General features: G+C 45.4%; 22 protein-coding genes, 1 tRNA gene and 1 pseudogene. 11 read left to right on the forward strand and 13 right to left on the reverse strand.

The window, feature by feature from the left end; all coding sequences use genetic code 11:
- Window positions 1–397 precede the first annotated feature (397 nt).
- Window positions 398–473: transfer RNA gene (locus tag GZ78_RS17590), tRNA-Thr, on the forward strand.
- Between the two features lie 233 nt (window positions 474–706).
- On the opposite strand, the gene GZ78_RS17595 is transcribed toward GZ78_RS17590, so the two are convergent.
- The 3 genes from GZ78_RS17595 to GZ78_RS17605 form a co-directional block, all read right to left on the reverse strand.
- Window positions 707–1,048 (reverse strand): hypothetical protein, encoded by a 342-nt coding sequence (locus GZ78_RS17595; protein ID WP_034838927.1) that lies wholly within the window; start codon window positions 1,046–1,048, stop codon window positions 707–709.
- A 54-nt stretch (window positions 1,049–1,102) separates the two neighbouring features.
- A complete protein-coding gene (locus GZ78_RS17600; protein ID WP_152558803.1) occupies window positions 1,103–1,492 on the reverse strand; it encodes a hypothetical protein in 390 nt (129 codons plus the stop codon).
- Window positions 1,493–1,613: 121 nt separating this feature from the next.
- Complete coding sequence (locus GZ78_RS17605) at window positions 1,614–1,928, reverse strand: hypothetical protein (RefSeq protein WP_034838932.1); 315 nt, start codon at window positions 1,926–1,928, stop codon at window positions 1,614–1,616.
- A gap of 529 nt (window positions 1,929–2,457) precedes the next feature.
- Here GZ78_RS17605 and GZ78_RS31020 point away from each other — a divergent pair.
- Entirely contained in the window at window positions 2,458–2,601 is a 144-nt protein-coding gene (locus GZ78_RS31020) for a competence protein CoiA family protein (RefSeq protein ID WP_152558804.1), read from the forward strand.
- A gap of 57 nt (window positions 2,602–2,658) precedes the next feature.
- Here GZ78_RS31020 and GZ78_RS17615 read toward each other — a convergent pair whose 3' ends face one another.
- The gene (locus tag GZ78_RS17615) at window positions 2,659–5,379 is read right to left on the reverse strand and encodes an ankyrin repeat domain-containing protein (protein WP_034838937.1); all 2,721 of its coding nucleotides are present in this window, start codon (window positions 5,377–5,379) and stop codon (window positions 2,659–2,661) included.
- Between the two features lie 178 nt (window positions 5,380–5,557).
- On the opposite strand from GZ78_RS17615, the gene GZ78_RS17620 reads away from it, so the two are divergent.
- Window positions 5,558–6,442 carry a viperin family antiviral radical SAM protein gene (locus GZ78_RS17620; protein WP_051786308.1) on the forward strand — a complete coding sequence of 295 codons (885 nt, stop codon included), beginning with the start codon at window positions 5,558–5,560 and terminating at the stop codon, window positions 6,440–6,442.
- Window positions 6,443–6,605: 163 nt separating this feature from the next.
- Here GZ78_RS17620 and GZ78_RS29860 read toward each other — a convergent pair whose 3' ends face one another.
- Window positions 6,606–7,526 carry a hypothetical protein gene (locus tag GZ78_RS29860; RefSeq protein WP_051786309.1) on the reverse strand — a complete coding sequence of 307 codons (921 nt, stop codon included), beginning with the start codon at window positions 7,524–7,526 and terminating at the stop codon, window positions 6,606–6,608.
- Window positions 7,527–7,648: 122 nt separating this feature from the next.
- Here GZ78_RS29860 and GZ78_RS17630 point away from each other — a divergent pair, with 122 nt between their 5' ends.
- Genes GZ78_RS17630 through GZ78_RS17640 form a run of 3 tightly spaced genes read left to right on the forward strand, consistent with a single transcriptional unit; the run spans window position 7,649 to window position 10,947 of the window.
- The gene (locus GZ78_RS17630) at window positions 7,649–9,283 is read left to right on the forward strand and encodes an IS1634 family transposase (RefSeq protein ID WP_034838940.1); all 1,635 of its coding nucleotides are present in this window, start codon (window positions 7,649–7,651) and stop codon (window positions 9,281–9,283) included.
- A 6-nt stretch (window positions 9,284–9,289) separates the two neighbouring features.
- Window positions 9,290–10,147, forward strand: coding sequence for a HipA family kinase (locus GZ78_RS17635; protein ID WP_051786310.1), 858 nt, complete (start codon window positions 9,290–9,292; stop codon window positions 10,145–10,147).
- Window positions 10,144–10,947 (forward strand): DUF3037 domain-containing protein, encoded by an 804-nt coding sequence (locus GZ78_RS17640; RefSeq protein ID WP_034838942.1) that lies wholly within the window; start codon window positions 10,144–10,146, stop codon window positions 10,945–10,947. The genes GZ78_RS17635 and GZ78_RS17640 overlap by 4 nt, the downstream gene beginning before the upstream one ends.
- Before the next feature lie 3 nt (window positions 10,948–10,950).
- On the opposite strand, the gene GZ78_RS31025 is transcribed toward GZ78_RS17640, so the two are convergent.
- From GZ78_RS31025 to fic, 3 genes and pseudogenes are all read right to left on the reverse strand, one after another.
- Window positions 10,951–11,244: a tyrosine-type recombinase/integrase gene (locus GZ78_RS31025; protein WP_051786311.1), complete on the reverse strand. Its 294-nt coding sequence runs from the start codon at window positions 11,242–11,244 to the stop codon at window positions 10,951–10,953.
- Between the two features lie 87 nt (window positions 11,245–11,331).
- A pseudogene (locus tag GZ78_RS30380) lies at window positions 11,332–11,658 on the reverse strand (phage integrase); the annotation flags it as partial.
- Window positions 11,659–11,923: 265 nt separating this feature from the next.
- Window positions 11,924–13,042, reverse strand: a complete 1,119-nt coding sequence (gene fic, locus GZ78_RS17650) for a protein adenylyltransferase Fic (protein ID WP_034838943.1) — start codon at window positions 13,040–13,042, stop codon at window positions 11,924–11,926.
- 236 nt (window positions 13,043–13,278) lie between these two features.
- Between fic and GZ78_RS17655 the strand changes: the two genes are divergently transcribed.
- Together GZ78_RS17655 and GZ78_RS17660 are read left to right on the forward strand one after the other, a co-directional pair.
- Window positions 13,279–13,875, forward strand: a complete 597-nt coding sequence (locus GZ78_RS17655) for a TetR/AcrR family transcriptional regulator (protein WP_034838945.1) — start codon at window positions 13,279–13,281, stop codon at window positions 13,873–13,875.
- Between the two features lie 52 nt (window positions 13,876–13,927).
- The gene (locus GZ78_RS17660) at window positions 13,928–15,802 is read left to right on the forward strand and encodes an MFS transporter (RefSeq protein WP_034838947.1); all 1,875 of its coding nucleotides are present in this window, start codon (window positions 13,928–13,930) and stop codon (window positions 15,800–15,802) included.
- On the opposite strand, the gene GZ78_RS17665 is transcribed toward GZ78_RS17660, so the two are convergent.
- The gene (locus tag GZ78_RS17665; RefSeq protein ID WP_034838950.1) at window positions 15,799–16,281 is read right to left on the reverse strand and encodes a hypothetical protein; all 483 of its coding nucleotides are present in this window, start codon (window positions 16,279–16,281) and stop codon (window positions 15,799–15,801) included. The two genes, GZ78_RS17660 and GZ78_RS17665, sit on opposite strands and share 4 nt — an antisense overlap.
- Before the next feature lie 260 nt (window positions 16,282–16,541).
- On the opposite strand from GZ78_RS17665, the gene GZ78_RS17670 reads away from it, so the two are divergent.
- The 3 genes from GZ78_RS17670 (at window position 16,542) to GZ78_RS17680 (ending at window position 19,050) form a co-directional block, all read left to right on the forward strand.
- Window positions 16,542–16,940: a nitrilase-related carbon-nitrogen hydrolase gene (locus tag GZ78_RS17670; RefSeq protein ID WP_034838952.1), complete on the forward strand. Its 399-nt coding sequence runs from the start codon at window positions 16,542–16,544 to the stop codon at window positions 16,938–16,940.
- A 113-nt stretch (window positions 16,941–17,053) separates the two neighbouring features.
- Window positions 17,054–17,272: a hypothetical protein gene (locus tag GZ78_RS17675; protein ID WP_034838955.1), complete on the forward strand. Its 219-nt coding sequence runs from the start codon at window positions 17,054–17,056 to the stop codon at window positions 17,270–17,272.
- Window positions 17,273–17,460: 188 nt separating this feature from the next.
- Window positions 17,461–19,050, forward strand: a complete 1,590-nt coding sequence (locus GZ78_RS17680; RefSeq protein WP_034838958.1) for a pyridoxal-dependent decarboxylase — start codon at window positions 17,461–17,463, stop codon at window positions 19,048–19,050.
- Between the two features lie 15 nt (window positions 19,051–19,065).
- Here GZ78_RS17680 and GZ78_RS17685 read toward each other — a convergent pair whose 3' ends face one another.
- From GZ78_RS17685 to GZ78_RS28420, 4 genes are all read right to left on the reverse strand, one after another.
- Entirely contained in the window at window positions 19,066–19,878 is an 813-nt protein-coding gene (locus GZ78_RS17685) for a hypothetical protein (protein WP_034838960.1), read from the reverse strand.
- 91 nt (window positions 19,879–19,969) lie between these two features.
- Entirely contained in the window at window positions 19,970–20,995 is a 1,026-nt protein-coding gene (locus GZ78_RS17690) for a S66 family peptidase (RefSeq protein WP_034838963.1), read from the reverse strand.
- Window positions 20,996–21,260: 265 nt separating this feature from the next.
- Window positions 21,261–21,992 carry a carbonic anhydrase gene (locus GZ78_RS17695; protein WP_034838964.1) on the reverse strand — a complete coding sequence of 244 codons (732 nt, stop codon included), beginning with the start codon at window positions 21,990–21,992 and terminating at the stop codon, window positions 21,261–21,263.
- A 292-nt stretch (window positions 21,993–22,284) separates the two neighbouring features.
- On the reverse strand, window positions 22,285–22,587 hold a 303-nt coding region (locus GZ78_RS28420; protein ID WP_236631449.1), incomplete at its 5' end, for an RNA-guided endonuclease InsQ/TnpB family protein.

Raw genomic sequence — 22,587 nt, forward strand, 5'->3', positions numbered from 1 at the left:
ACTTTCCGAATCGCAGGAAGCATAAGGGCCAGGATGCCCAGAGTCAGGAAGACTCGAATACTGCAGGAAGCTTTGAAGTCAGGACGACAGATTTCTGAAAGCGAATTGAGGCAGGATGCCCGAAGGACGAAAGGATTAGCTGCAGGACGCAGCTTGGCAGGACGCCAGAAGGTCAGGAAGACAGGAAAGTTCAGCAGGATGCAAACCAGGCAGGACGCCTGAAGTGGTCAGGAAAGACCAGTACAGCAGGATGCTATTTCAGATAAGGAAGATCTGAAACACAGAACAGTAAAAGGGGTCACAGGGATTGTACGGAAAGCAGACCACAGGGTCTGTTTTTTGTGTCTGGAGATGTTGACAAAGAACCCGCTCATACATATCATGCATCTCGTTCCTCGCCGGTATAGCTCAGTTGGTAGAGCAACTGACTTGTAATCAGTGGGTCCCGAGTTCGACTCTTGGTGCCGGCACCATATACAGCAAAGCCCGTAGCGTTAGTAAGCACTACGGGCTTTTTGCTATCTGGCGTTTGGTCTTGGCAGTGGTCTTGGCAAAGTGCATTCACCGTTTTTCCTCTCTGCATCCTTCTTACGAATTCCTACAGCATAACGCATATTTCTGTTAAGTCAGTTAGTCGTACAACTCAGCTGAAAAACATCTATGCTACTTCGTCGCTTACCCACCAGCTAAAAACTCCTCAAAACTTCTATACCCAGAAAGAAAGTAACCAGCCGATAAACAGGGTAAGTAAAGGTTTAGTGGCTACCCTCATCGCGACTTCAAACCATACTTCAAAAAAACTCAATCGGATTCCACTTTTGTCACTATCAGCAACACCCATCTTATCTTCTGCATCCCAACGGATTGACTGTGTGAAATGACTGAGCCCAAGAGCGGTGCCAACGGCTACAACAAAGGGTAGTTCGATCACACCTGCACTGAGTGGAGTTATAAACCACCCCCAAAATTGAAATATGACCAGCCCCGATAACAACGCATTCAAAATAATCAGACTACTTGTCATCAGGTAAAATAGTATCGATTGCATACAACCTCCTTGTCTGTATATTTTTTACTAATATTGCATGACGTGACGCCAAGGTCACAGAGAAGCTTGCACTACTCGCCTTCTTTTCTTCACCACTGAAACCTTCTTTATACCGCCTGCTTTGTACTTCGCGGCATAAGCCTTACGCTTTGATTGAGTAACTGTTTTAGCCGCTGTGTTAACTCTTTGCTCCTCAGGTAAATCCGGTCTTACAAAATTCTCTTTAGGAGTGATTTCAGAAATAGATGACATTGGAAACATCTGGCCTACTTTCTTACCAGATACAGATTTTGTGATGATATTAGAACCATCATACCCTTGGATAAGCACATCATATCGATGAGGTCTTTGTGTAAGGAGCTTGATAACCACAGGTATTTCATTATCAATCAAATTGTCTAAGTAGCGATTCTGAATATTATTGTGACGCTTTTTTTGGTGCATTTTGAACATCCCTTTATTGCTCTGAACGCAGATCATAGATCCATCAAAAATAGTGTTTCTGGTTAAGTGGCAACTCCAGGCAAAGATTCATTTCTGAGCTTTGAGCCACCACCATATAGCCTCAGCCCATTTCGTTCTCACTGAACGCCTCTGAGCCATAATAGTTTTCAAGCTGCTTTCTCACTTCTCTGTAGGCAGAGCTGACATCCGAAACTTGGTTTGCACAAACCCAAAAGTAGATCGCTTTCTCGTTACTGACTCTGTCATAACCAAGTGCATGACAAAACAAGACTCCAGGTTTAACTCTCAGTTTGCCGAGAACAGCTTTTGTAATTGCTTTCCATCTCTGCTTTTTTCTCTGCCCCTGAGGGTCGAGCACCAACAGCCCTCTCTGATTCTTTATCAGCCCACGAATTTTGATTTGTTTATCGCTCATGTTTCTCTCTCTATTTTGTTCATTACTAAAGGAGTTTAAGGCGATTTTTTTATTTCATAACTTTGGTGCTCTTTCTCTCGTATTGAGGCTTAGAGCAGGCTCGATAGATGTCATTTTTATTGAAGAAAACCTTGCCCTGCCTGAAACTTAAGCGAGTAAGCATATGGGTTTATTTTTGTGACAGAAGACCGAAACTGACTTACCTCTAATCAATGGGACGAAGGGGGCTTCTCCACTCAAAATGAATGTTACCTATTAGTCAAAGCTCCCCTTGTATCACTTTGATGACTTTAAAAGAGCAAGATTTTTTTTGAGCTGCATTCCTGTTCGCTCCCTCTTTAAAAGGCAACTTTCTTACTGGAAGCGAGCCACACATAGATAACACCAAAGGACCTTTACATCTGACAGCCTGAACTCTACTCAAAATTTTTTCTGTTTTTTTTTCGTACTTCCGGCCTTTGAAAAGTCTTTTTATACAGGGAGGTATGAAAGTCATGCCTGAACTAGACAGACATAACGGGTGGATCCAATGTCCATAATTTCAGATTGCACTATCTGCAATAACTGTAAACGGCCTCTGATTCTGCGAGTAGGGAAGAAAAATATGCCCCACTATGCACATAGAAAAAATGAGGCATGTGGAAAAATTGAGCCAGTAGTTAGGGAGGACTGATCGAATAGAAAGGCTTGGCCATACTTTGGCTAAGCCTTTCTGTTAGCAATAGATTAGTCAGTGACAGCTATTCCTCACATCCTTCAAATATTGAAGTATTTTCACATAGTCCTGCATACTACCTGTTGTCCGCTTGTGTCGGCGCATATCCGATAACACCATATCCGCATACTTCGAATCAGACGCTGCTTGAGCAAGCTCCAGTGGAGTAAAACCATTTTTATCAGGAACGCTGACTAAAGCCATATCTTGCTGCGCAATGACCTTTACTATTTTGACGTGACCAGACAGTACGGCTGCATGCAAACAGTTCTGTTTGTTTGGTTTCGTTTGAACATCTGCCTTTGCACCCGCGCTTACAAGAAGCTCGGTGCACTTGAGAGATCGCGAGAGCACCGATGCGTGCAAAGCAGTTCGTCCATGATAATCCTGTGAACCTGTAGTTGCCCCCGCATTCAGCAAGATCGTAAGTAAAGCTTCATCCCCTTGGTTTGCAGCCATCATCAGGGGTGTTTGCGCCTTGTAGTCTGCAATATCCACCAGCTTGGGGCACTCTTCTATAACTATTTTTATAATTTGCTCGATAGACGAGAGAACTTGCCTAGCCGCCTTCAGTTCATTCACAGGCATCTTGTTTAGAAAAGCTCGTTGCTGGTCTCGCATTGAGTAAAACATTTTCATCCACAGCATCAGGATTGTGTCACCCTGAGCATATTGCAGGCGCTTGGTTTTCAAAGGTGACTCTTGATAAATCCTGCGGACAGTGTGCCAGTCGTCAAGTTTCAAACTCTGAAGCACTTTATCCATATGCGCTTTAACTGCTGCCTCAGGAAAGCGAGATGGTTTATTAAAACCGTGATAGGGGCGATACAACTCATCCCAAAAGAATTCAGCTACCCCACTGACAACATCTTCAATGTCAGGGATATCTATAGGGTTAGCTCCCTGAAATATGTCTCCATCAAGCATTCTACGGAAGTACACTTCATGGTTATTGATATTCAGACTGGAAGTAGAAAGCTCTACTGCAAATGCGTCTCGTGCTATCTCACCAGAGAGAGAGCCATGATTATGGGTTTTACAGGCATCCAGAGCCTGCTTAAACAACTTCAGAGCCCCATCAAAATCATTCTGTGCCACCAAGTGCTTCGCTTTGTATTGAAGAAAAGGTGCCTTCCACTGTTCGTTGTCACCTACCAAGCCTTCCAGTTCAAACAGTAATGTCTCTACTTTTACCTGTGAATCCTTTGTAAAATGTCTTCGATCATTATTTAAGTGCGTGCTTAGCTGTATCAGCAGAATCCCTATACGCTCTGCGGGAGATGAAGCGATTTCGTCTGCCCTCTTTAAACACAGATCTTGTAATTTGGTCGTGTTCTTTCTATCCATAGCCGCTGCAAAAACTTTTTCGAAGTCATTTTCTTTTTGCAGATGCTTCCAGGCTCCACCTTTATTGATCTTTTTTCTGAACTCGGAAGCTGCTGTTAACTCATCACTCTCAGCTTTCAGCTCACTAACCATACCTTCAATCAGTGCTGGTAAGTCTTCAGGCTTTGAGGCACTAATATCAGCCAGACCTTCATTAGGGTCAAGCTTCTGGAATTTTCTCGATAGAGCCTGACCAACATCTTTTCCGGTAAAACCGTAGGACTTTATGATGGACTGGTACAGCCCCATTTTGAGATAGTCCGGAATCTTACTCTCAAAATACTGGTTCTCTCTGGCCTCATCTATACCGCGACCACACTCTTCATTCGCTTCAACGGTCAAGTTGTAAATTTGCTGGAAGTGGATAGCGAGCTGTAGCAATTTATTTTCTGATGAGTCTGCACAGCGAATATCCACACCAGGACACAGAAATTTCAGCAACCTTTTGTATCCATCCTGCATCATGCGAGCAACAGAAAGCCTCTGCCTGATAGTAACCAATGATGGTTCTGCATAGCGTTCACTCAAACATTCGATCAGATAGAGCTGTTCATTCTTTGAGTGTTTGCCTTCTAGCAACTCAGAAATTAATTCAGCAGGGGCAGGGATTTCTCTAGCCAACTTCTCACTGGTCAGTTTTTTCCTATCAATAAACGCACAGGCTTCTTCCCATCGTTTTTCAAGAGGCAGATTACTATCATCTGTAAAACGCCCATGAAACTCGAATTTAGAGCCCTCTCTAAAGTAATCGTTAATTGTCTCAACTGAAGGGGTTTGACCTTTTTTCCACCAGTTGTACAAGTTTCGCTCTATCGATTCCGCTTTATATTGAGCTTTAAAACCATTAGCGGCTGAATCCATAGGGCAGCCCAACAAGTCCATCAGCCACTCAATTACCATTATCACAGGAAGAGCCACTTCCAACTCACCATTTTCGGCTTCTCTGAGATGAGGCAAGTACCAGAAACTTCCACCTGGCATGCCTTTATCCGTAGTGGTGTCCAGTTGCCAAAACGCAAGATGTCTCGCCAGAGCTGGCACATAGGAGTAGCCCAGCAAGTGCCAGAGAACCTGCTCCTGACTTGCAGTTCCTGTCCATAGGTTCAGTTCCAACTCTTTGTTGAAGGGAAGCCAGGACTCAAAAAGATTTCTCCAGATATCAGTGAACTGATCTTCAGCCAACCCAAGCGTATTACTTATGTCCCAGACCCGTTCAGCCATAATTTCATTTTGAAGCTTTAAGGGTTTCTCAAGCCGGGAGATTTTATGCTTGTCCTGAGTCTTCACACCAGAACCAAAGCTTTGTGCTACTTCGATTAAAATCCGCTCAAAAGATGGTGCTACAGCCATGTCTACGCTCCGTTTAGTTATTATTGGTCCATTTTAAGAAGACGCACATTCACTCCAATGAAAATTAGCTTTACCCCCCATAAATGGAGATGTTTCAGGGGGGGGGGTAGAGGTACCTTTCATTTTTTTATTGTTGTCATTAACGGAAATTCTCCTCACTGGATCAGAGGAGATAACAATGAAAAACCAAACTGTGAGTGAACTGGTTATCAACTGGCACATAACTGAAGCGTGCAATTATGACTGCAAATTCTGTTACGCAAAATGGGGCAGGCCAGACGAAATACACAGAGAGCCAAAGCTGATTAATGACACTCTTAACTCTCTGGCAAACTTCTTTCTTCACAGTGGTAACAAGCTCAAAGAACAAATGGGATATGAAAATGTCAGGCTCAACTTTGCCGGAGGTGAACCTTTTCTCCTGAAGAAAAAATTCACCGATGTCCTTTCAGCTGCTCACAAAGCAGGATTCAAACTATCCATCATTACAAACGGGCATTACCTCACTCCATCATTTATTCAGGAGAATGCAGGCATACTCGATATGGTTGGGATTAGCTTTGATGCACAGTCTCAAATGGATAGAGAGATTATTGGCCGAGTAGACAGACACGGTAGATCATTTGAAACCCAGAACCTTGTTGAAACCGTCAACCTGTTCAGATGTATAAACGACAATATAAAAATAAAGGTCAACACAGTAGTGAACTCGGTTAACTGGGAGGAAGACTTCTCAGAACTTATCCACCAGCTAAAACCTGAGAAGTGGAAAGTACTACAAGTGCTGCCAGTACTCGACTCTGTCAGCCTTGAGGTGACAGACCATCAGTTCAACGACTTTGCCAGAAGACACCAACTGAATGGGTTAAACCCTCTGGTAGAAAGCAATGAAGTCATGGCAGGGTCATACCTGATGATCGATCCTAAAGGACGTTTCTATCAAAACAGCTATGGAAACAAGGGCTATCAGTACAGCAGTTCTATTGCCCAAGTGGGAGCAGAGACTGCACTAACACAAATAGATTTCTCTCCAGACCACTTCTCCGCTCGCTATCGAAACTGAATTGAATGTCCTTTGTAACGGAGCTTCGACTGCATGCTGGGGAGATCAAACCCCACTACTACGCTCATCGTAAAAATGAAGCCTGTGGGGTTGCGCATTCACAGCTGAGTAAGCTCAGGAAGTATCGAGCCAATGTAGGGTATTCAGCAGTCACCCTACACCTTCACAGGTCAGTGTCCACTTCCTTTTGAGTGCAGGTAAACATATCCAGAATTTCTTGTGTAGCTACTCCAACTCCCTCAATCGCCTGAACCTGCTCTTCACGATATGGGTTCCGGTTGAATAGCCTCAATATCTTCTGCTTAAGCACGCTCAACACCCCCATTGGGTAAACAGTATTGAGCTTCTCATCAATATTGGAATTATATGCTTCACAGATTTCTCGCATCTGCTGTGTATATTCTTCTACAGCCTGAAGCTGTTTTCTGAAACCCGGCATTTTCTCTGAGAGAGACTGAAGTTCTGAATCCACCTTTATTTTCTCAGCTTCGACCTTTTCAGCCTTTTTATGGGTGCCCCAGGCTGAAAATATAATAATGGGTGCAGCGACAATTCCACCTAACACCATCATGCCTCCACTCATACCAGCTCCACCAGCAGCCAAAGCGCCTCCACCAAACCAGGCCAGTGTCGCATTTGTAGCAGCAACTCCAGATAAACCGGCAATGGCCGTCCCTGTTGATGCACTGCCCAAAATTGAGACCAGTGCCCAGGCACCAACAGCTGCAGAACCTCCTAAAACCGAACCAAAGCCAACACCTGCTGCGGTACTAAATGAAGAACCAAACGATTCAAGCCTTTCTAATGATTCAGACGGAGATATCTCTGTTTGAAGTGAGGTATTAACTGCAGCTTTAAGAAGCTTCTCTACTCGATCGAGTCGATACTTAACTCTCTCGACAGAGTTGCCTAGCTGCTCAAGGTTACTATTGACCGACTTATCTATAGCCGAGGCTTCGTCATGAACCTCTTTATAAGCATTATATGAGGCCTGATATTGTTCCTGAGCCTCTTCCAGTCGACCATATCCGCCAAGCGTGACGATTTCATTGAGGACACGAAAGCAGTCCTTTACAACACCCATTTAACTTTCCTTGGTCGAAATTATTCAGACATGATTTTGCTGAATCCGACATTCACCACCTAACCTGACATTTTCCTGAAGTCTGCTATTTATCAGTTAAGCAAATATCAGGAAACCGTCTTATGCCTCCTGTTCAGTACCGCACTCAGGTCATGGATCACCTCGGCTTAGTCGCAGGAATGTGCAAAGAGCTTGGGATCGTCGAACACATTGACCAGCGTGCCCCAAAGCAGTCCGACGAGTGGAAGGTTTCTCATGGTGAGTGCATTCTCGCCATGATTCTCAATGGCTTGGGGTTCGTTGGGCAATCTCTCCATATGTTTCCGCAGTTTTTCGACAACAAACCCCTCGACAAGCTGATCAGGGAGGGAGTCGAACCTGAGCACTTAAACGACAAAGTGCTCGGAAGAGCACTGGATGAGATGTTCAACCTGGATGTCAGTAAAGTCTATTTCGAGCTGGCTATCAAGGTAGCAAAGCACCTCAAGCTGCCATGCGAGGCGTTAAACCTTGACGGTACAAGCCTACACGTCGATGGTCGTTATAATAGCGACAGCGAGGAGAGCGACGAAGACCTTAATTGCATCAGGATTTGCAAAGGCTACAGCCGTGACCATCGGCCAGACCTGAACCAGGCCATTTTGCTTCTGATGACCGAAAACAAAGCGGGCATTCCCATGTTTATGGCCGCTGCCAGCGGCAATGTGACCGACAAGACGAGTTTTCAGTGGGTCGTATCCCAGCACCTGAAGAGTTTCAAGGCCGCACTGGAAGCCCGTTACTTCGTTGCTGATGCTGCGTTGTATGTAGCAGAAACGCTTCAAAAACTGGATCAACAAGGGCAGTGGTTCATTTCCCGTGTTCCCCTCAATATCGCCGCCGCCAAAGAGCTGGTGCAGAGTGCGCCAACACGCACTATGAAGGCTGTGGAAGGTTTTGAGCATTACGAAGCCATAAAGGTGTCGTCTGATTATGCTGGCGTAGAACAACGCTGGGTTTTATTCCGCAACAAGCAAAGCCGGAAAACTGAACAGAAGACACTGACAAGACGTATGCAGAAAAAATCTCTGGCAGAGTGCAAGAAACTGGAAAAACTGGGCAAAAAAGCGTTCCGGTGCGAGAAGGACGCCCTTGAAGCCTTCAAGCAGTGGCAAAAGCAATCTGAACTCTGTCAGGCTGAGCCACAGATTATTTCAAAGCCCTGTTACAAGACCAAAGGTCGTCCCGCTCACGGGGCAGAGCCGGATCATCTGGAGTACTTCGTGACAGGGTGTTGCTCGGTCACTGTGCAAACCCGACGGGATGCTGAGGCATCGCTGGGTTGCTTTGTTCTCGCTACGAACGACACTGATACAGGCAGACTGACCACCGCAGAACTGCTCAGGACTTACAAATCTCAGCAACAGGTTGAAAGGGGCTTCCGTTTTCTGAAAAGCCCGGACTTTCTGGTGTCGTCTTTGTATCTGAAGAAGCCGGAACGCATTGAGGCTTTATTAATGGTGATGACGCTTTGCCTGATGGTCTATGCTGCTATCCAGCACCGGATTCGTCATGAGCTGAAAAGGCAAAGTCGGACGTTTCCTGACATGAAGAAAAAGCCAGCCCAGAACCCTACAGGCAGGTGGGTTTTCTTCTGTTTTTCGGGTGTCCATGTGTTAACGGTCAACGGGACGGAGAAACATGTAATCGGTCTCTCGGAGAGTATGACGACAATAGCCCTTGTCTTGGGGTCAACGTACCAAGAAATTTATTCCTAATTCGGGGTGGTGAATGTCGGTTGGAAGCTTGATAAATTATTGCTCATCTCTTTAGATGTTGACATTAAGAACAAAAACAACAAGCCTACGGTATCACTTTATTCAGGTATCACAGATAAGGGAGCCATACTGTTGAACCAACTTGTTCAAATAGAAGAAGTCCTTGAAGAACTTGAACAAGGATACAGCGGCGTATTTCGCTGTGTTGGCCAAGATGGTCTGCAGTATTATGTAAAAGGACATAATGTTGGCAGAGAAGATCAAGCAAAAGAGTGGATTGCAGCTCAGTTAGCAAAAGAATTTGGTTTACCAATAGCGAACTTTGCTCTGGCAGAAGTTGATGAGTACATGCATGAGTACTTATCTCCAAGTTTAAAGAAAATAGGGCACGGCCTTTGCTTTGCATCACAAGAAGTCAAAATGGCCCAGTGGCCAGAACCTCATGTCATTGCTCAGCGTGTAAATCCTGAGCTGCAAAACGACGTATTATTCTTTGACTACTGGATACGAAATCAAGACAGAACTAAAGGAAACCCTAATCTACTCTGGGTTCCTCATGATGAGGAACTGTTCGTCATAGACCATAATTTGGCCTTTGACCCTAAATTCAACAAAGATGACTTTTTGAACTATCACATTTTTTCTGAAGCCAGAAATCGTCTTTTTGGAGATATGTTCATACAGGAGCAGTATCAAAGCAGGTTAGACAAGGCTTTAGAGTCATTTCAACCAGCAATTAAAACCATATCAGAAGCATGGCAGTGGCATGACCTTGAGGAGACACGCCCTTTTAAGCTAGACTCTGATGCCCTATTGTCCATACTTGAAGAGTATAAGAAACCTGAATTTTGGAGCATGAAATGAATAAGTACGCTTGCCGTTATGCCATAGTGCAATTCATGCCCTACCCAGAAACCGGTGAGTTCGCAAATGTAGGAGTGATATTAGCAGTCCCTCAAAAGAACATATTTACGTTTAGGCTTGAGACAGCTAAAACTGCTCGCTTAACTCACTTTTTCAATCATCTAGACCGAAAAATATACCTCAGTGCTGTGAAAGGTCTAGTGGAAGAGCTGAAATACTATCAAACAGCTGTTCGAAACAACCAACTCAAGGCTGACACTGCCTTTGACAATCTCGTTCGTCCTCTAGAAACCATCCTCCGGTTCAGCAAAGAGCGTTTAAAGTTGGTTAATGGTATAGAAAAGGTTGAAGACGACTTATTTGAGCGTTTTGTTATGCACGACTTTGCAAAAGCCCCTAACTATGAGGGACAGCTTCAGCAAAAGATCGCTCAAATGGTTAGGGCAATTGATCTTGAACATAAATTCAAGAGAAAAACCCTTGGCCCTGATACATACAAAATTACCATGCCATTGGTTCAAGAAAAGGATGAAAATACTCGCATAATTCAACCTCTTTACTTTAATCAGGATACTCCACAAGCAGTAATTGAACATGGTAACAAGTGGGCAGGAAAACTCGATACTCTGAGGGATTTTGGAGCATTACCTGATGAAATTCTTATTCCAGCGAAACAGCCAGTAAAAAGAAATAAAGAATTTACACTGGCTTGGGATCTAGTTAGAAAGAAATTGGATCACTTTGGTGAAATCATCAAAGCAGCTGATACAGGCTCTATCAGAGGCTTTGCAAAGAACTAGTATCTACTCAATTTTATCGAGTGGGTTAAACTTTGCCGCCTCTCCAAGGTGCTCTGGTGCTAGATGTGCATACCTCATTGTCATCATAAGCGATTGATGACCAAGAATTTTCTGCAAAGTCAGAATATTCCCACCATTCATGACAAAGTGACTTGCGAATGTATGACGTAGAACATGGGGAAGCTGCCCCTTGGGCAATTCAATCTTAACTTTACGACATACCCTCTTGAATGCCTCATAACATGGCGAAAAAACATTCTGCTGATGACCCGCCCCTGTGCTGGATGACTTGCTCATACAGCTCAGGAGAAATCGGGATTGTCCGAGTCTTACCGTTCTTGGTTCTGGCAAAGGTGATCCGGTGTGGTGCAAGCTGTGACCTTCTCAAACCCTCAGCCTCACTCCACTCGCACCAGTGGCAAGACATATCCGAGTCACCAGAGCTGTATCCTGATTAACCAAATAACTATCGAGAACTCGTAAGAGGTTTTTGATTTGCTCGATGGTGAGATATGACAACTCCCTTTCATCAACCTTTACTCTCTTAACATTCTTGAGTGGGTTTTCATGCTTCCTCTCTCCCAGTCTCTCAAGCTCGTTGAACATGGATCGGAAGTAGGCAAGGTAGTGGTTGGTCGTATCAGGGCTGACACCGGCCAACATCTTTTTCGCCCTGAATGACAGAAAGGCTTTGGAGTCGAAATGTGCAGCTTTTGGGTCACCGGTTTATTCTGACTCCCACGCCCAGTGGCTGCCGATCACCCACTAAGCATTAACTTTCCTCTGCGCTTTTATCCGTGCCAACAGCTGTGTGGTCAGTTCGTCGCTAGGGTTTCTGGGGCTCCAGCTCACTCAGGAAGGCTTTGGCCAAAATACTCAGGAGCAAGCCTGAACGAAAAGTAAAAGAATTGTCCAACATCTATAAGAAAATCAAAATATTTTGTCCATAGACTATGGACAAATCAACTACTGATAATCAATTTGAGCGACTTACCAGGTAAGGAGTAATGTCATTACTATCTCTGGTCATCAGATCAAGTAACTTCCGGTGCACAAACAATTTCTCCTTGCCGGACTGAATTTCGTCGAGAACCCCAATAGAACAGAGTTGTTTGAGATAAAGAGAAGCTGTCTGTCGCTTGGCTATGTTTCTTTCAGTCAAATTACTGATTCTGCAGTAAGGCTGTTCAAAAATAACCTGGACCAGCTCATGGCTGTATATTTTAGGCGCTTGTTGTTGAACCCATCGGGATGTCAGTTCCATCAACTTCCTAATACCCGCTATTTTTTCCCGGGTCCAACAGGAAGTGTTTTCTACTGCCTGCAGCATATATAAAACCCATGGCTCCCAGACTTGCTCATGAGTTACCTGATTGAGCAACTGATAGTATTGAGCTTTATTTCGGACAATGTAATGACTCAAATAGAGAATGGGTAATGTCAGTAAATCCTGCTCCAGCATGTAGAGAATATTCAATATCCGACCGGTTCGGCCATTGCCATCGGTAAAGGGATGAATAGCTTCAAACTGATAATGAGTTACGGCCATTTTCACCAGCGGGTCGGTGTCGTCTTCAGCGTGAACATATTGCTCCCAGTTTGCCAGCAAGTCACGAATAACGATTTCTCCAACAGGAGGGGTATAAATTATCTTGCCCGTCAGATCATTGGCCAGTGTCGTACCTGGCACTTTGCGAACATTCATCTCACAGCCTTTTATAGTACTGCAGACTGCGACCGCCATATTGGTAGATATAGGCCTTTGGGCCAACTGCTGAACACCCGAGAAAAGTGCTGTTCGGTATCTAAGAGCCTCTTTGGTTGCAGGGTCTGCTTGGCTGTCCTCTTCTGCATACTGGAATAACTTATCGGTGGTTGTGACAATATTCTCTATTTCGGAACTGTCTTTCGCTTCCAGAAGTGGCAGCATATTGATCAACAGCTCCTGATTCGGGAGTAATTCTCCAGCCTGTTTAAGCTCTGCCAGAGCAGATCGAGCCCTGATACATGCTTTGAGAACAGGTACTGTTTCCAGATTCTGAGTAGGAGGCAGAGGCGGGAGCTGGTTGTAAGGCTGATCGGGCTGCCACTTCATGTTTATAAACCGGTAAAAAATCGACACGTAATCAGCTTATGTCGATAGTATCGACATGTAAAGAAAACGTGTTCAAAAAAATCAATTTTATCGACACGTTCTACAGTTATGTCGATTTCATAAACATGAGATAACAGCCCTATCCCTTCTCTATTCTGACCTTCACTGACCCGTAAGTTGACATATCACCCATAGGTCTTTATTTTAATTAAACACTGTTTAATTAAAATAACATTATGGCCAGAAGATACGATCACTCCAGGGAAGAAATACAACAGCTGACGCTGGAGAAGGTCAGTGAGATTCTGAAAACAGAGTCGGTTCACTCGCTTTCCCTGAGAAAGATCGCCAAAGTAGTGGGTTATACGCCAGCCACCCTGATTAATATTTTTGGTAATTACTCGGGATTATTGCTGGCCGTTAACGCTGAAAGCCTTGATGAGCTTCATGAGCTTTCAATAACGGCTTTGGCCTCTGAAGCCAACGCTTTGAAAAAGTTGCATGCTCTTGCCAACGTCTACCTTTCCTATGCCTGTGAGCACACACACCGGTGGCAGTTGATCTTTGATCATCGCATGCCTGAGGGTGAAGAAGTTCCTCACTGGCACCAACAGCGGATTGATTTGATGTTCAGCTTGCTGGATGGCTGTCTTCAAATTATTGCCCCGGAAAAAAGCAGCTCCGAACGAGAAACGGCTACCCGAGTGCTGTGGGCTGGCGTACACGGCATTTGCCTGCTCGCGACTGAAGACAAACTCTTTTCTAAAGCCCATGCGTCTGGAGAAATGTTGATCCAGTCACTGATCGATAACTACTTGAATAGCTGGTGTTAGGATCATCATCAGCTCTGAATGAATAAAAATAATAATGTCAGGGAGTGTCACCATGTCGGATACCCACCAATTCAGTCTTTTAGGAAAAAGACGATTTCTGCCGTTTTTTGGCACCCAGTTTCTGGGCGCTTTCAACGATAACGTTTATAAAAACTGTCTTATGCTGATGGTGGTTTTTGCAGGTGCTTCTGCCTTGCCAGCCAGTGTCGACACCATGGTCAATCTGGCTGCCGGGTTGTTCATCCTGCCTTTCTTCCTGTTTTCAGGGATGGCAGGGCAGCTTGCAGACAAATATGAAAAGTCAGAAATTATTCGTAAGATCAAACTCGTTGAAATATGTATTATGGCTGTAGCTGCCTACGCCATTATTTCTGAAAGCTTCACTGCCATGCTGGTTCTGTTATTTCTGATGGGCACTCAAAGTGCCTTCTTTGGGCCAGTGAAATACGCTTTGCTTCCCCAGACTCTGAAAGATGAGGAACTGGTGGGCGGTAATGCCTTGGTGGAAATGGGCACTTTTGTTGCTATTCTGGCAGGTACTATTGGTGCAGGCTTTCTGATCGAGTTTCCCAACGCCAATCAATGGATTGCTGGTTCGATTGTTGTGTTCGCCATACTGGGTTATTTCTGCAGTCGTGGTATTCCAACTATGCCGTCTACTGCCCCTGACCTGAAACTGGACTGGAACCCTGTCACTCAAACCCTGAGAACTCTTCGTTACGCTAAAGCAGACAAGGCTACCTTTCAATCAATTCTGGCTATTTCGTGGTTCTGGGCATTGGGAGCCGCTTATCTGACCCAACTTCCTAATTTTGCCAGTGACGTACTTTCCGGTGGGCCTCAGGTTGTCACTCTGATGCTGGCTGTATTTACGATGGGTATTGCTCTTGGGTCAATGATTTGTGAGCGCCTGTCCGGCAACATTATTGAGATTGGTATCGTCCCTCTGGGCTCCCTCGGACTCAGCATTTTCGGTATTGATCTATTTTTTGCCATCAACCCCGTCACCACTCCTCTTATGGGGGCGGGAGAATTTCTTAGTCATTCTTCAAACATCCGTGTACTGTTTGACCTGGCCATGATTGGCTTTTCCGGAGGGGTATTTATTGTTCCTCTGTATGCTCTGATTCAACAAAGAGCAAAACCAGAACAGAGAGCACAGATCATAGCCGCCAATAACGTTCTTAACTCACTGTTCATGGTAGGCAGTGCTGCGGCTGGTATTGTCATGCTGGGCGTCATGGATTTATCGATTCCTGTGTTCTTCCTTACGTTGGCTGTCGTCAATCTGGCTATTGTTGCCTATGTCTATTCACAGGTACCTGAGTTTGTTCTTCGCTTTGTGATCTGGATGCTCTCACACACAATGTACCGTGTTACCCACAAACAGCTGGACAATATTCCCCGGGAAGGAGCCGCTGTACTGGTTTGCAATCATGTCTCCTATGTCGATGCACTTTTGATTGGTGGAGCAGTGAAACGCCCGGTGCGCTTTGTTATGGACAGAAATATTTACAACCTTCCTGTCCTGAATCGACTCTTCAAACTCAGCAAAACCATTCCGATCTGTCCGGAGCACAAAGACCCTGAAACCTTCCACAAAGCCTTTGAAAAAATCAGTGAAGAGCTAAAAGAAGGAAACCTGGTCTGCATTTTCCCGGAAGGCCGACTGACTCAAGACGGCAGCCTGGGCCAGTTTAAAAAAGGCATAGAGAAAATCCTGAAAAGCGACCCGGTACCGGTTGTTCCTATGGCTTTAAAAGGCTTATGGGGCAGTGTTTTCAGTCATAAAGGTGGGCAGGCTTTAACCACTCGCCCGAGACGGTTCTGGTCAAGAGTCGAGTTTATTGCAGAACCTCCCATTCCCGCACAGGACAGCAATGCTCACCTGCTGGAAAAGAAAGTCGCAGATATGTTGGCTTACTAAAGCTGGATCAGAAGAATTAAACAGGTGGCCTGTTTCTTTTCCTTAACCAGAATGGAGTCAGAAACAAGCTGCCTGTTAGCAGCGCCGTCAAGGTGAGAAACAAACCAAAAAAAGGCTGCAGGAAATAAATAATAGCAGTGGTTGAAGAAACATGATCGCCTGAGTAGAAGGGAGCCAGAGCCATATAATAACAGTGAATCATGGTGCCCACTGCCGCCAGAAATCCCCATAAAACCAGCCAGCAGAATGCCGCACAGACAGAAGTAAGGGATTAAATTCAACAGCCCCAGGATCACCAAACCGGGAGCATCCGACCATTCCACCTGCACAAACGATCCTACTCTCTCCATAGCTGATTGCTGCCCCAAAATCAGATCAATAATGAAATGTGCAACAGGAGCGGCCAGAAAGCCCACCAGCAAAACCGCTATCAGCAAGCATCTGCGAAAGTTGTCAAACTCGTGAAATTTAATCGTCATATTGTCTGGCTTCACAATGCAGAAAAGCTTTCTTTTTATTATTAATATCTGAATTTTTCACCGGGGTATGGTAAACCATTATCAGAGCTAAGCTGACTGTCTTTAAGAAATGTGTCATGAATGGAATCAAATCTTATAGCCCTGTCGTACAAACCTACATTTAAGATTGCCAACCCGACGCTACTAAACTTCCAGACGCTATTGCCCATCCTCCACTGTCAGGAGAGGACGTTCGCTATGTCATTGCCCAGGGTCCCAGCATGGTTCCCCATAAAGCGGATAAGAACACTATAGAACAAGCACTGCAATTCAACTTTTCGACACTGAAAACGGCCTGTTCAATGGCTTCACAATACAACTCTCAGCTCATCACTTTTCCGGAACTGTTTCTCACTGGCTATGAATTTGCCAACGGCGATCAGATTAATAAAGAAATACCGGCCAAAGCTGCTGAGCTGATAGAAAAACTGGGATACCACGAAAAAATCAATCAGTTGGCCACCGCTCTCAAGATGACCATCGTCTGCCCTATGCCCTTCAAGGGGAAAGATCCCAAAGGCAACGCAGGGATTTATGATACAGCCATTATTTTCCAGCCAGAAGGCAGCCGGCAGATACAGTTCAAGAATCACCTCTGGGGCCTGGATGAACGACCATGATTTCGTTATCCCGAATACCCTGAGCTGTCACCCGAGAATAACTATCAGAATGACTCCAATGCGTTCAGAGTGCATTTAATCAATGGTTTTTTTGTAACCCTTATGGCAAAACTATGGTGGCAGCTGTCAGCAACGAAGACTGCCTGCTGATTGCCGACTGCCTCCGCAAAGACATCAAGAACACCCAACCTGCCGACACAGACTATCTGATCAATCGCAGACCTGAGATCTACACGGCCCTGACCAAAAAAGCAGCCCCTTTCCCTTACGGAAAGCAATACACCTATGACCAACAACAACACAAAGATCCAAAACAGCCTGACAAACCCTGAGCAACAACCCTTTTAACTCCAGAAGGAACTCCAACATACCAAGGAACGGAAAAACCACCGCTCTGACACCTGAACATCTTTTTGAACCACTGACACCGGTCTATGGTCGTGAAGATTTTGCCGGCGGTCTCAACCTCTCAGCCGCAGAACTGCCTGACTACCCGACACCAGCAGACTCGGTCTACCAGATGATCAAGAACGAACTGCTGATGGATGCCAAGCCTGGTCTGAACCTGGCAACGTTCTGTAATGAAGCCTACACCGATCCCTGGGGTGAGAAGGTGGTCAAAGACAGCATCATGAAAAACTTCATTGATCACACGGAATACCCCGGCACCAATCTGGCAGAAAAACGCTCAACCCGCATGTTGGCCAAAGAGCTGGGCACTCAGTTTGATGAAAAAGCACCTGCTCACAAGCAAGAAGAAGCGGCTCAGGCACTTTATGGAACTGCCACCATTGGTTCCTCTGAAGCCGTAATGCTCGGGCTGATTGCCCATAAATTCATCTGGAACCTCAAACAGAGAGTATTGCTGGATAACAGTGACACACTGGGCATAAAAGTCGATGCCAGAGACAGACCTGTTGTTTTGATGAGCTCACAAGTGCACGGTTGCTGGGACAAGTTCTGCCGTTACTACGATGCGACGTCTCTTTATATAGAAGTCGATGGATCGCCTTATGCCATTCACGATGGCGATATCGTTAAGAAGGTTCTGGAAACAGAAATAGAAGATCCTGTGTCTCCGTATGCAAAACAAATAAGAACAGCCATGGGCTATAAGCCAGGCACCCAGAAAGGCCGCTGTATTGTAGAACTGGTGATGGCGGTTGGCACTTGTGTTGGAACAACCTTTACTGGAAACAGCGACAATGTTCCTGCAATAGACGACGCTGTGGATAACTTCTGTCTGGAACAGAATAAACAGTACAGTGATGAACAACAACAGCAGTTCAACGAACTCTATCAGCAGGAATACGCCAGACTTTATCCACAGCAGCCAGCCCCCAAGCGCATCCCGGAAATTATGGATATCCCTGTTCATATTGATGCGGCCAGTGCAGGCTTTGTTCTGATGTTTTCCTCATCAGGTTCAGCCATTCCTTTCAATTTCAAAGACTGTCCCAAACGGGTTCTGTCTATCAACGTGTCTAACCACAAATTCGGTATGACCTTTACCGGCATGGGCAGTGCCATCTTCAAAGACAGCTCTGTCGTAGATCCTTCCCTTGTCTATAACATCGCTTATCTCGGTGGCAGCTTTGACGACTACACTGTCAACTTCTCTCGGGGATCCGCAATGATCGTTATGCAGTACTACAACTTTCTGCGCTTTGGCCGGAGAGGCTATCGAGACATTATGGATAACTGCGTTGAAAACAGTCGCTGGTTTGTCAAACAGCTGGAGTTAAACCCCAAACTCAGCCAGCACTTTACCAACGTCAGTAATATCGATATCAGTGGGGAAAATGAGCGTATGGAGCTGCCCATCATAGCTCTGACCTGGACGGATCCAGATAACAAACCCAGCTGGGACCTGGTGGATATGCCAGACAAGCTGGCACAGAGCGGCTGGGTTGTACCTGCTTACAACATCCGCGTGCATACTCCGGAAGATACAGATGGTATCCAGTTTCTGAGAATTGTCGTACAACAGGTAGTCACCCGGGACAAACTGAACACACTGCTTCAAAGTATGGAAGTAGCTCTATCTCAGCTGGATGATTCTGGCACCAGGCAGACGAAAAGATTGATTAAGGCGCTTCTTGCGCCTTGAATACCCATGCTTGGACTATTCGTTAGAAGGACAGATCAACCCCTCGTGATTGAGATAGAACTTTTCAGCACTGGTTTCAGGCTTCAGACCCAGAAGCTTCACCATAAATTCAGGCAGCTCCAGTGGACTGATCGCTCTTGTGGCCGGGACAAGTCCTGCCAGCACTTTAATCTTTCCTACCAGTTCGGATGCTTTTTCAGGCTCCATGCCCTGAACGGATCGGATTAAATCTTTAGTACATAAGTTATCCATCTTCTTGTTACAGAGCATTCGATTAAGAAACTTGAGATCACCATAAGCTATGGCAGGCTTTTCAGACTCAGAATATGTACTCAGTTCTGAGGTCAGATACACATCCGCAGGAGTACTTTCAGGGAGATACTCAGGTTCCAGCTGCGCCAGTGGAGTCATACTATTTGTGCAGGTTTTCGCTTCGTCAATAAATTCATCATCCACCTGAAGGTCAGTGAGTATTGAGTAATCACTCGCTGTCTGGTTGGTATGTGAGCCATTGTCACGCAGTGTTTCAAACTCAACCAATTCCACAATGACAAAAGTCACCATGCCTAATATCATAAAAGTGGCGAAAGGTAACACAACATAGATAGGGCAATCGTAGAAGGGCTTATTCCACCCCCACCATTCGACGCAGGGGCTTGACTCCTGGTCTATAAGCTCATAACTGCTGCGGCCTCGAGAGGAATAGCAACGTTGATCCCCTGAATCAAAACAGCTTTGAGCAACAGGTGAAAGCAACAAAAGAGCTGCAAATGGAAGAATCCGACTGTATTTGCGAATAACGAATGAGCTCGAACCTGATACCACCACTTTTCTCTCCTGCTTTCACCCCGATGAACTAGATAAAGTTAGCCGATAAACGTTCAGTTGCAGGGTAAAAGAAGAAAAAAGTACTTCTTCTTCAGGTTAGATTTTGCAGAATACTGCCTTCATCGCCCCTCAGGCGGACATTCGCCAATGCACCATTTATCAGTGTCAGGTTAGGTGGCAGATGTCCGATATCAGCATCATAGATAACCGGTACTTCCAGACCGTTCAGTGCATAACTTAATGCCTGTTGATAAGTAAGAGATTGACCATGATGCTCATCAGACGGATTTCTACCAATCAACAGACCGTTCACATGGTTAAAAATACCTCTGTATTTCAGCCCTAGTAGAGCCCTTATCAAAGCTGTGGGTGAGAGCTCAGCATTTTCCAAAAAAAGTATGATGCCATCCTGACTGTATCTTTCCTGAAAAGCTTTCAGGTCGAGATAGTCTGACCCCAGCAGATGACACAGGGTATCAAGACAGCCTCCCAACAAACGGCCGGAAAATTCAGTGTTCTCCTGATCCCGGCCCAGAGACTTCCAATGTGTAGACTCAGTGAGATTCAACCCTGCATCTGGATTTTCAGCATAAGACTCCCCCCTGACCTGATACTTTTCTGAGGAATACTGAGTAAATGTTTCACGACTCCCCAGATAAGCCAAAGTATTTGCCGTTAAAGAGTCCTGCTGCAAGCTGTGGAGCTGCATCAGGTTGGCACAATGTGCTGTTGCCCAGTTACATTGACTGGTTATTACTGACGTCAATGTACTGATATCAGAGAAGCCTGTCAGCCACTTGGGTTTTGCTTTGGCTATTTGAGTAAAATCCAGCACTGAAAGCAGATCCATGGCAATCTCTCCTCCCCAGGGAGGCATAATTGCATCGATGGAATCGTCCACTAGAAAAGAGGTTAGCTCACTGGCTCTTTGCTCCAGTGGTGCACTCACATAATTTTTATCTGACCTGAGACATTTCCCCTCAACCACTTCTAAGCCCTGAGAGCGAAGATCCTCAAGGCATTGATCAAGACGTGCATGGTAAGGTTCAGAGACGCCCGAAGAAAACGCTGTGATCGCAACTCGACTGCCAGATTTTAAAGGAGCAGGGTACTTCATTAACGGACTCCATCCATTGATAGCTCAGGCCATGAGCCTAATAAAATTATCCATGGGTAGAAAGGGAAACACCTGTAATCAGGCTATTTCCCTCTAGGAGGCTGACCGAGAATAGCGTCCGAGCATAAAATTCAGTAGAACGAGTCAGCTTTTTCACTGAATTTGTGCGAATAGTTGACCTATTTAAGCAAATTCAGTGGAAAAGATGGCCGTTCTTTCTGGATTTTAGGCCGGGCTGTCTATTCTCGGTCAGCCTCCTAGGAGCCTACTGTAAGACAGGACGAGCATTAAGAGGCTGAACTGGGCGGTTGGTATGCGTCCCCATCACCTTGGTGAACTGCTCAATCTGCTCTTTGGACACGGTCACCGGGTCTTTCATTAGCAACCAGGTGACACCTTCAGAACAGGGAGGTGTGGTTAGAGAGCCATTAAACCGGTAATACGCTTTGTTGGTAGGCAGCATATCTTCCGCATTGATAACCTGGCTCAGAGCCTCCTTGGCATTTTTCTTTTCAGGCATCTGCTTCCAGGCCTGTACAAGCGCCTTATTCTCAGCCCCTTCCTTGAACATGATACCCACTACCGCCAGGTTGCCCTCTTTATCGGCGTGCACCAGGTGCACTTCCAGTGGGAATGACTCGCCCTTGATCTGATTTTCACTGGGAGCATGGAAGTGGAACTGCTTCAGCTCATAGCTATGACCATCCAAAGACATGGTGCTGCCAGGCTGAAAGTTAACCTGAATAGTATGACCATTATTCAGAATTTCATTACCTGCCGCTGAATAATTGATTTCCAGTGGCTTAAGATCTGCTTCGATAAAGTGATCCAGGTTGATTGGAGATTGGTTCTTACCTGTCGTACACAGTTCATACTTCTCGCTGAGTTCACCCCAGAATTCAGGGCCTTCCGATCCACCATAAGACCAAGAGGAAGCTGCAGCAAGGACCGTTGTTGAGGAGGCACAGAGAGCCGCCGCGAAAATGAAACGTTTCATCGCTTTCCCATTATTATATTGTTGTTGAAAACTATAGACGCAAGTGCAGGCAGTAAGGGTGCCAAACTTGTTAATGGATTGTCCTTAAAATTAAGGCAATTGTCATTTTTTCAAAGCATCGAAAAGAATATCGGTATCTTTAGCACTGCTTTTTGCAAAATAACGGCAGTTGACGTTAATTTTGCATTTACTTTCTCCAGAACGTCGCCTTACCGCTACTAAAAACCTACGACAATCACTGATTATCTGGGTTTATTTACACCGTCAACACGGCTGCATACCCAAGTATGTCTTACGCCACTCTTGTGTAGGGTTTAAGGTCGAGCTGTAACGTGTCTCGACCATATCTATCTAAATTAACTGAGGCGTTGAAGTCTCGGTTATGGTGGGCTTTACAGCTTGGGCAGTCCCACCACTGGACACCAAGAACCACAGCATCATTTTTATGGCCACAGCCACTGCATGTCTTGCTGGACGGGAAGAACCTGTCAGCAATGACCACTTCGCGCTGCCGTAATTCGGCCTTGTATTCAATGAACTGGCGCAACATTCCGAAACCTGCGTCGTTCACAGCCCGGGCCAGTTTGTGATTCTT

The organism is Endozoicomonas numazuensis (genome assembly GCF_000722635.1).
GTDB lineage: Bacteria > Pseudomonadota > Gammaproteobacteria > Pseudomonadales > Endozoicomonadaceae > Endozoicomonas_A > Endozoicomonas_A numazuensis.

What these genes read in the sequence shown, in the direction of transcription:
- GZ78_RS17595 (WP_034838927.1), bottom strand. Translation starts at nt 1,048, where the DNA reads ATGCAATCGATACTATTTTACCTGATGACAAGTAGTCTGATTATTTTG.
- GZ78_RS17600 (WP_152558803.1), bottom strand. Translation starts at nt 1,492, where the DNA reads ATGCACCAAAAAAAGCGTCACAATAATATTCAGAATCGCTACTTAGAC.
- GZ78_RS17605 (WP_034838932.1), bottom strand. Translation starts at nt 1,928, where the DNA reads ATGAGCGATAAACAAATCAAAATTCGTGGGCTGATAAAGAATCAGAGA.
- GZ78_RS31020 (WP_152558804.1), top strand. Translation starts at nt 2,458, where the DNA reads ATGTCCATAATTTCAGATTGCACTATCTGCAATAACTGTAAACGGCCT.
- GZ78_RS17615 (WP_034838937.1), bottom strand. Translation starts at nt 5,379, where the DNA reads ATGGCTGTAGCACCATCTTTTGAGCGGATTTTAATCGAAGTAGCACAA.
- GZ78_RS17620 (WP_051786308.1), top strand. Translation starts at nt 5,558, where the DNA reads ATGAAAAACCAAACTGTGAGTGAACTGGTTATCAACTGGCACATAACT.
- GZ78_RS29860 (WP_051786309.1), bottom strand. Translation starts at nt 7,526, where the DNA reads ATGGGTGTTGTAAAGGACTGCTTTCGTGTCCTCAATGAAATCGTCACG.
- GZ78_RS17630 (WP_034838940.1), top strand. Translation starts at nt 7,649, where the DNA reads ATGCCTCCTGTTCAGTACCGCACTCAGGTCATGGATCACCTCGGCTTA.
- GZ78_RS17640 (WP_034838942.1), top strand. Translation starts at nt 10,144, where the DNA reads ATGAATAAGTACGCTTGCCGTTATGCCATAGTGCAATTCATGCCCTAC.
- GZ78_RS31025 (WP_051786311.1), bottom strand. Translation starts at nt 11,244, where the DNA reads ATGAGCAAGTCATCCAGCACAGGGGCGGGTCATCAGCAGAATGTTTTT.
- fic (WP_034838943.1), bottom strand. Translation starts at nt 13,042, where the DNA reads ATGAAGTGGCAGCCCGATCAGCCTTACAACCAGCTCCCGCCTCTGCCT.
- GZ78_RS17655 (WP_034838945.1), top strand. Translation starts at nt 13,279, where the DNA reads ATGGCCAGAAGATACGATCACTCCAGGGAAGAAATACAACAGCTGACG.
- GZ78_RS17660 (WP_034838947.1), top strand. Translation starts at nt 13,928, where the DNA reads ATGTCGGATACCCACCAATTCAGTCTTTTAGGAAAAAGACGATTTCTG.
- GZ78_RS17665 (WP_034838950.1), bottom strand. Translation starts at nt 16,281, where the DNA reads ATGACGATTAAATTTCACGAGTTTGACAACTTTCGCAGATGCTTGCTG.
- GZ78_RS17670 (WP_034838952.1), top strand. Translation starts at nt 16,542, where the DNA reads ATGGTTCCCCATAAAGCGGATAAGAACACTATAGAACAAGCACTGCAA.
- GZ78_RS17675 (WP_034838955.1), top strand. Translation starts at nt 17,054, where the DNA reads ATGGTGGCAGCTGTCAGCAACGAAGACTGCCTGCTGATTGCCGACTGC.
- GZ78_RS17680 (WP_034838958.1), top strand. Translation starts at nt 17,461, where the DNA reads ATGATCAAGAACGAACTGCTGATGGATGCCAAGCCTGGTCTGAACCTG.
- GZ78_RS17690 (WP_034838963.1), bottom strand. Translation starts at nt 20,995, where the DNA reads ATGAAGTACCCTGCTCCTTTAAAATCTGGCAGTCGAGTTGCGATCACA.
- GZ78_RS17695 (WP_034838964.1), bottom strand. Translation starts at nt 21,992, where the DNA reads ATGAAACGTTTCATTTTCGCGGCGGCTCTCTGTGCCTCCTCAACAACG.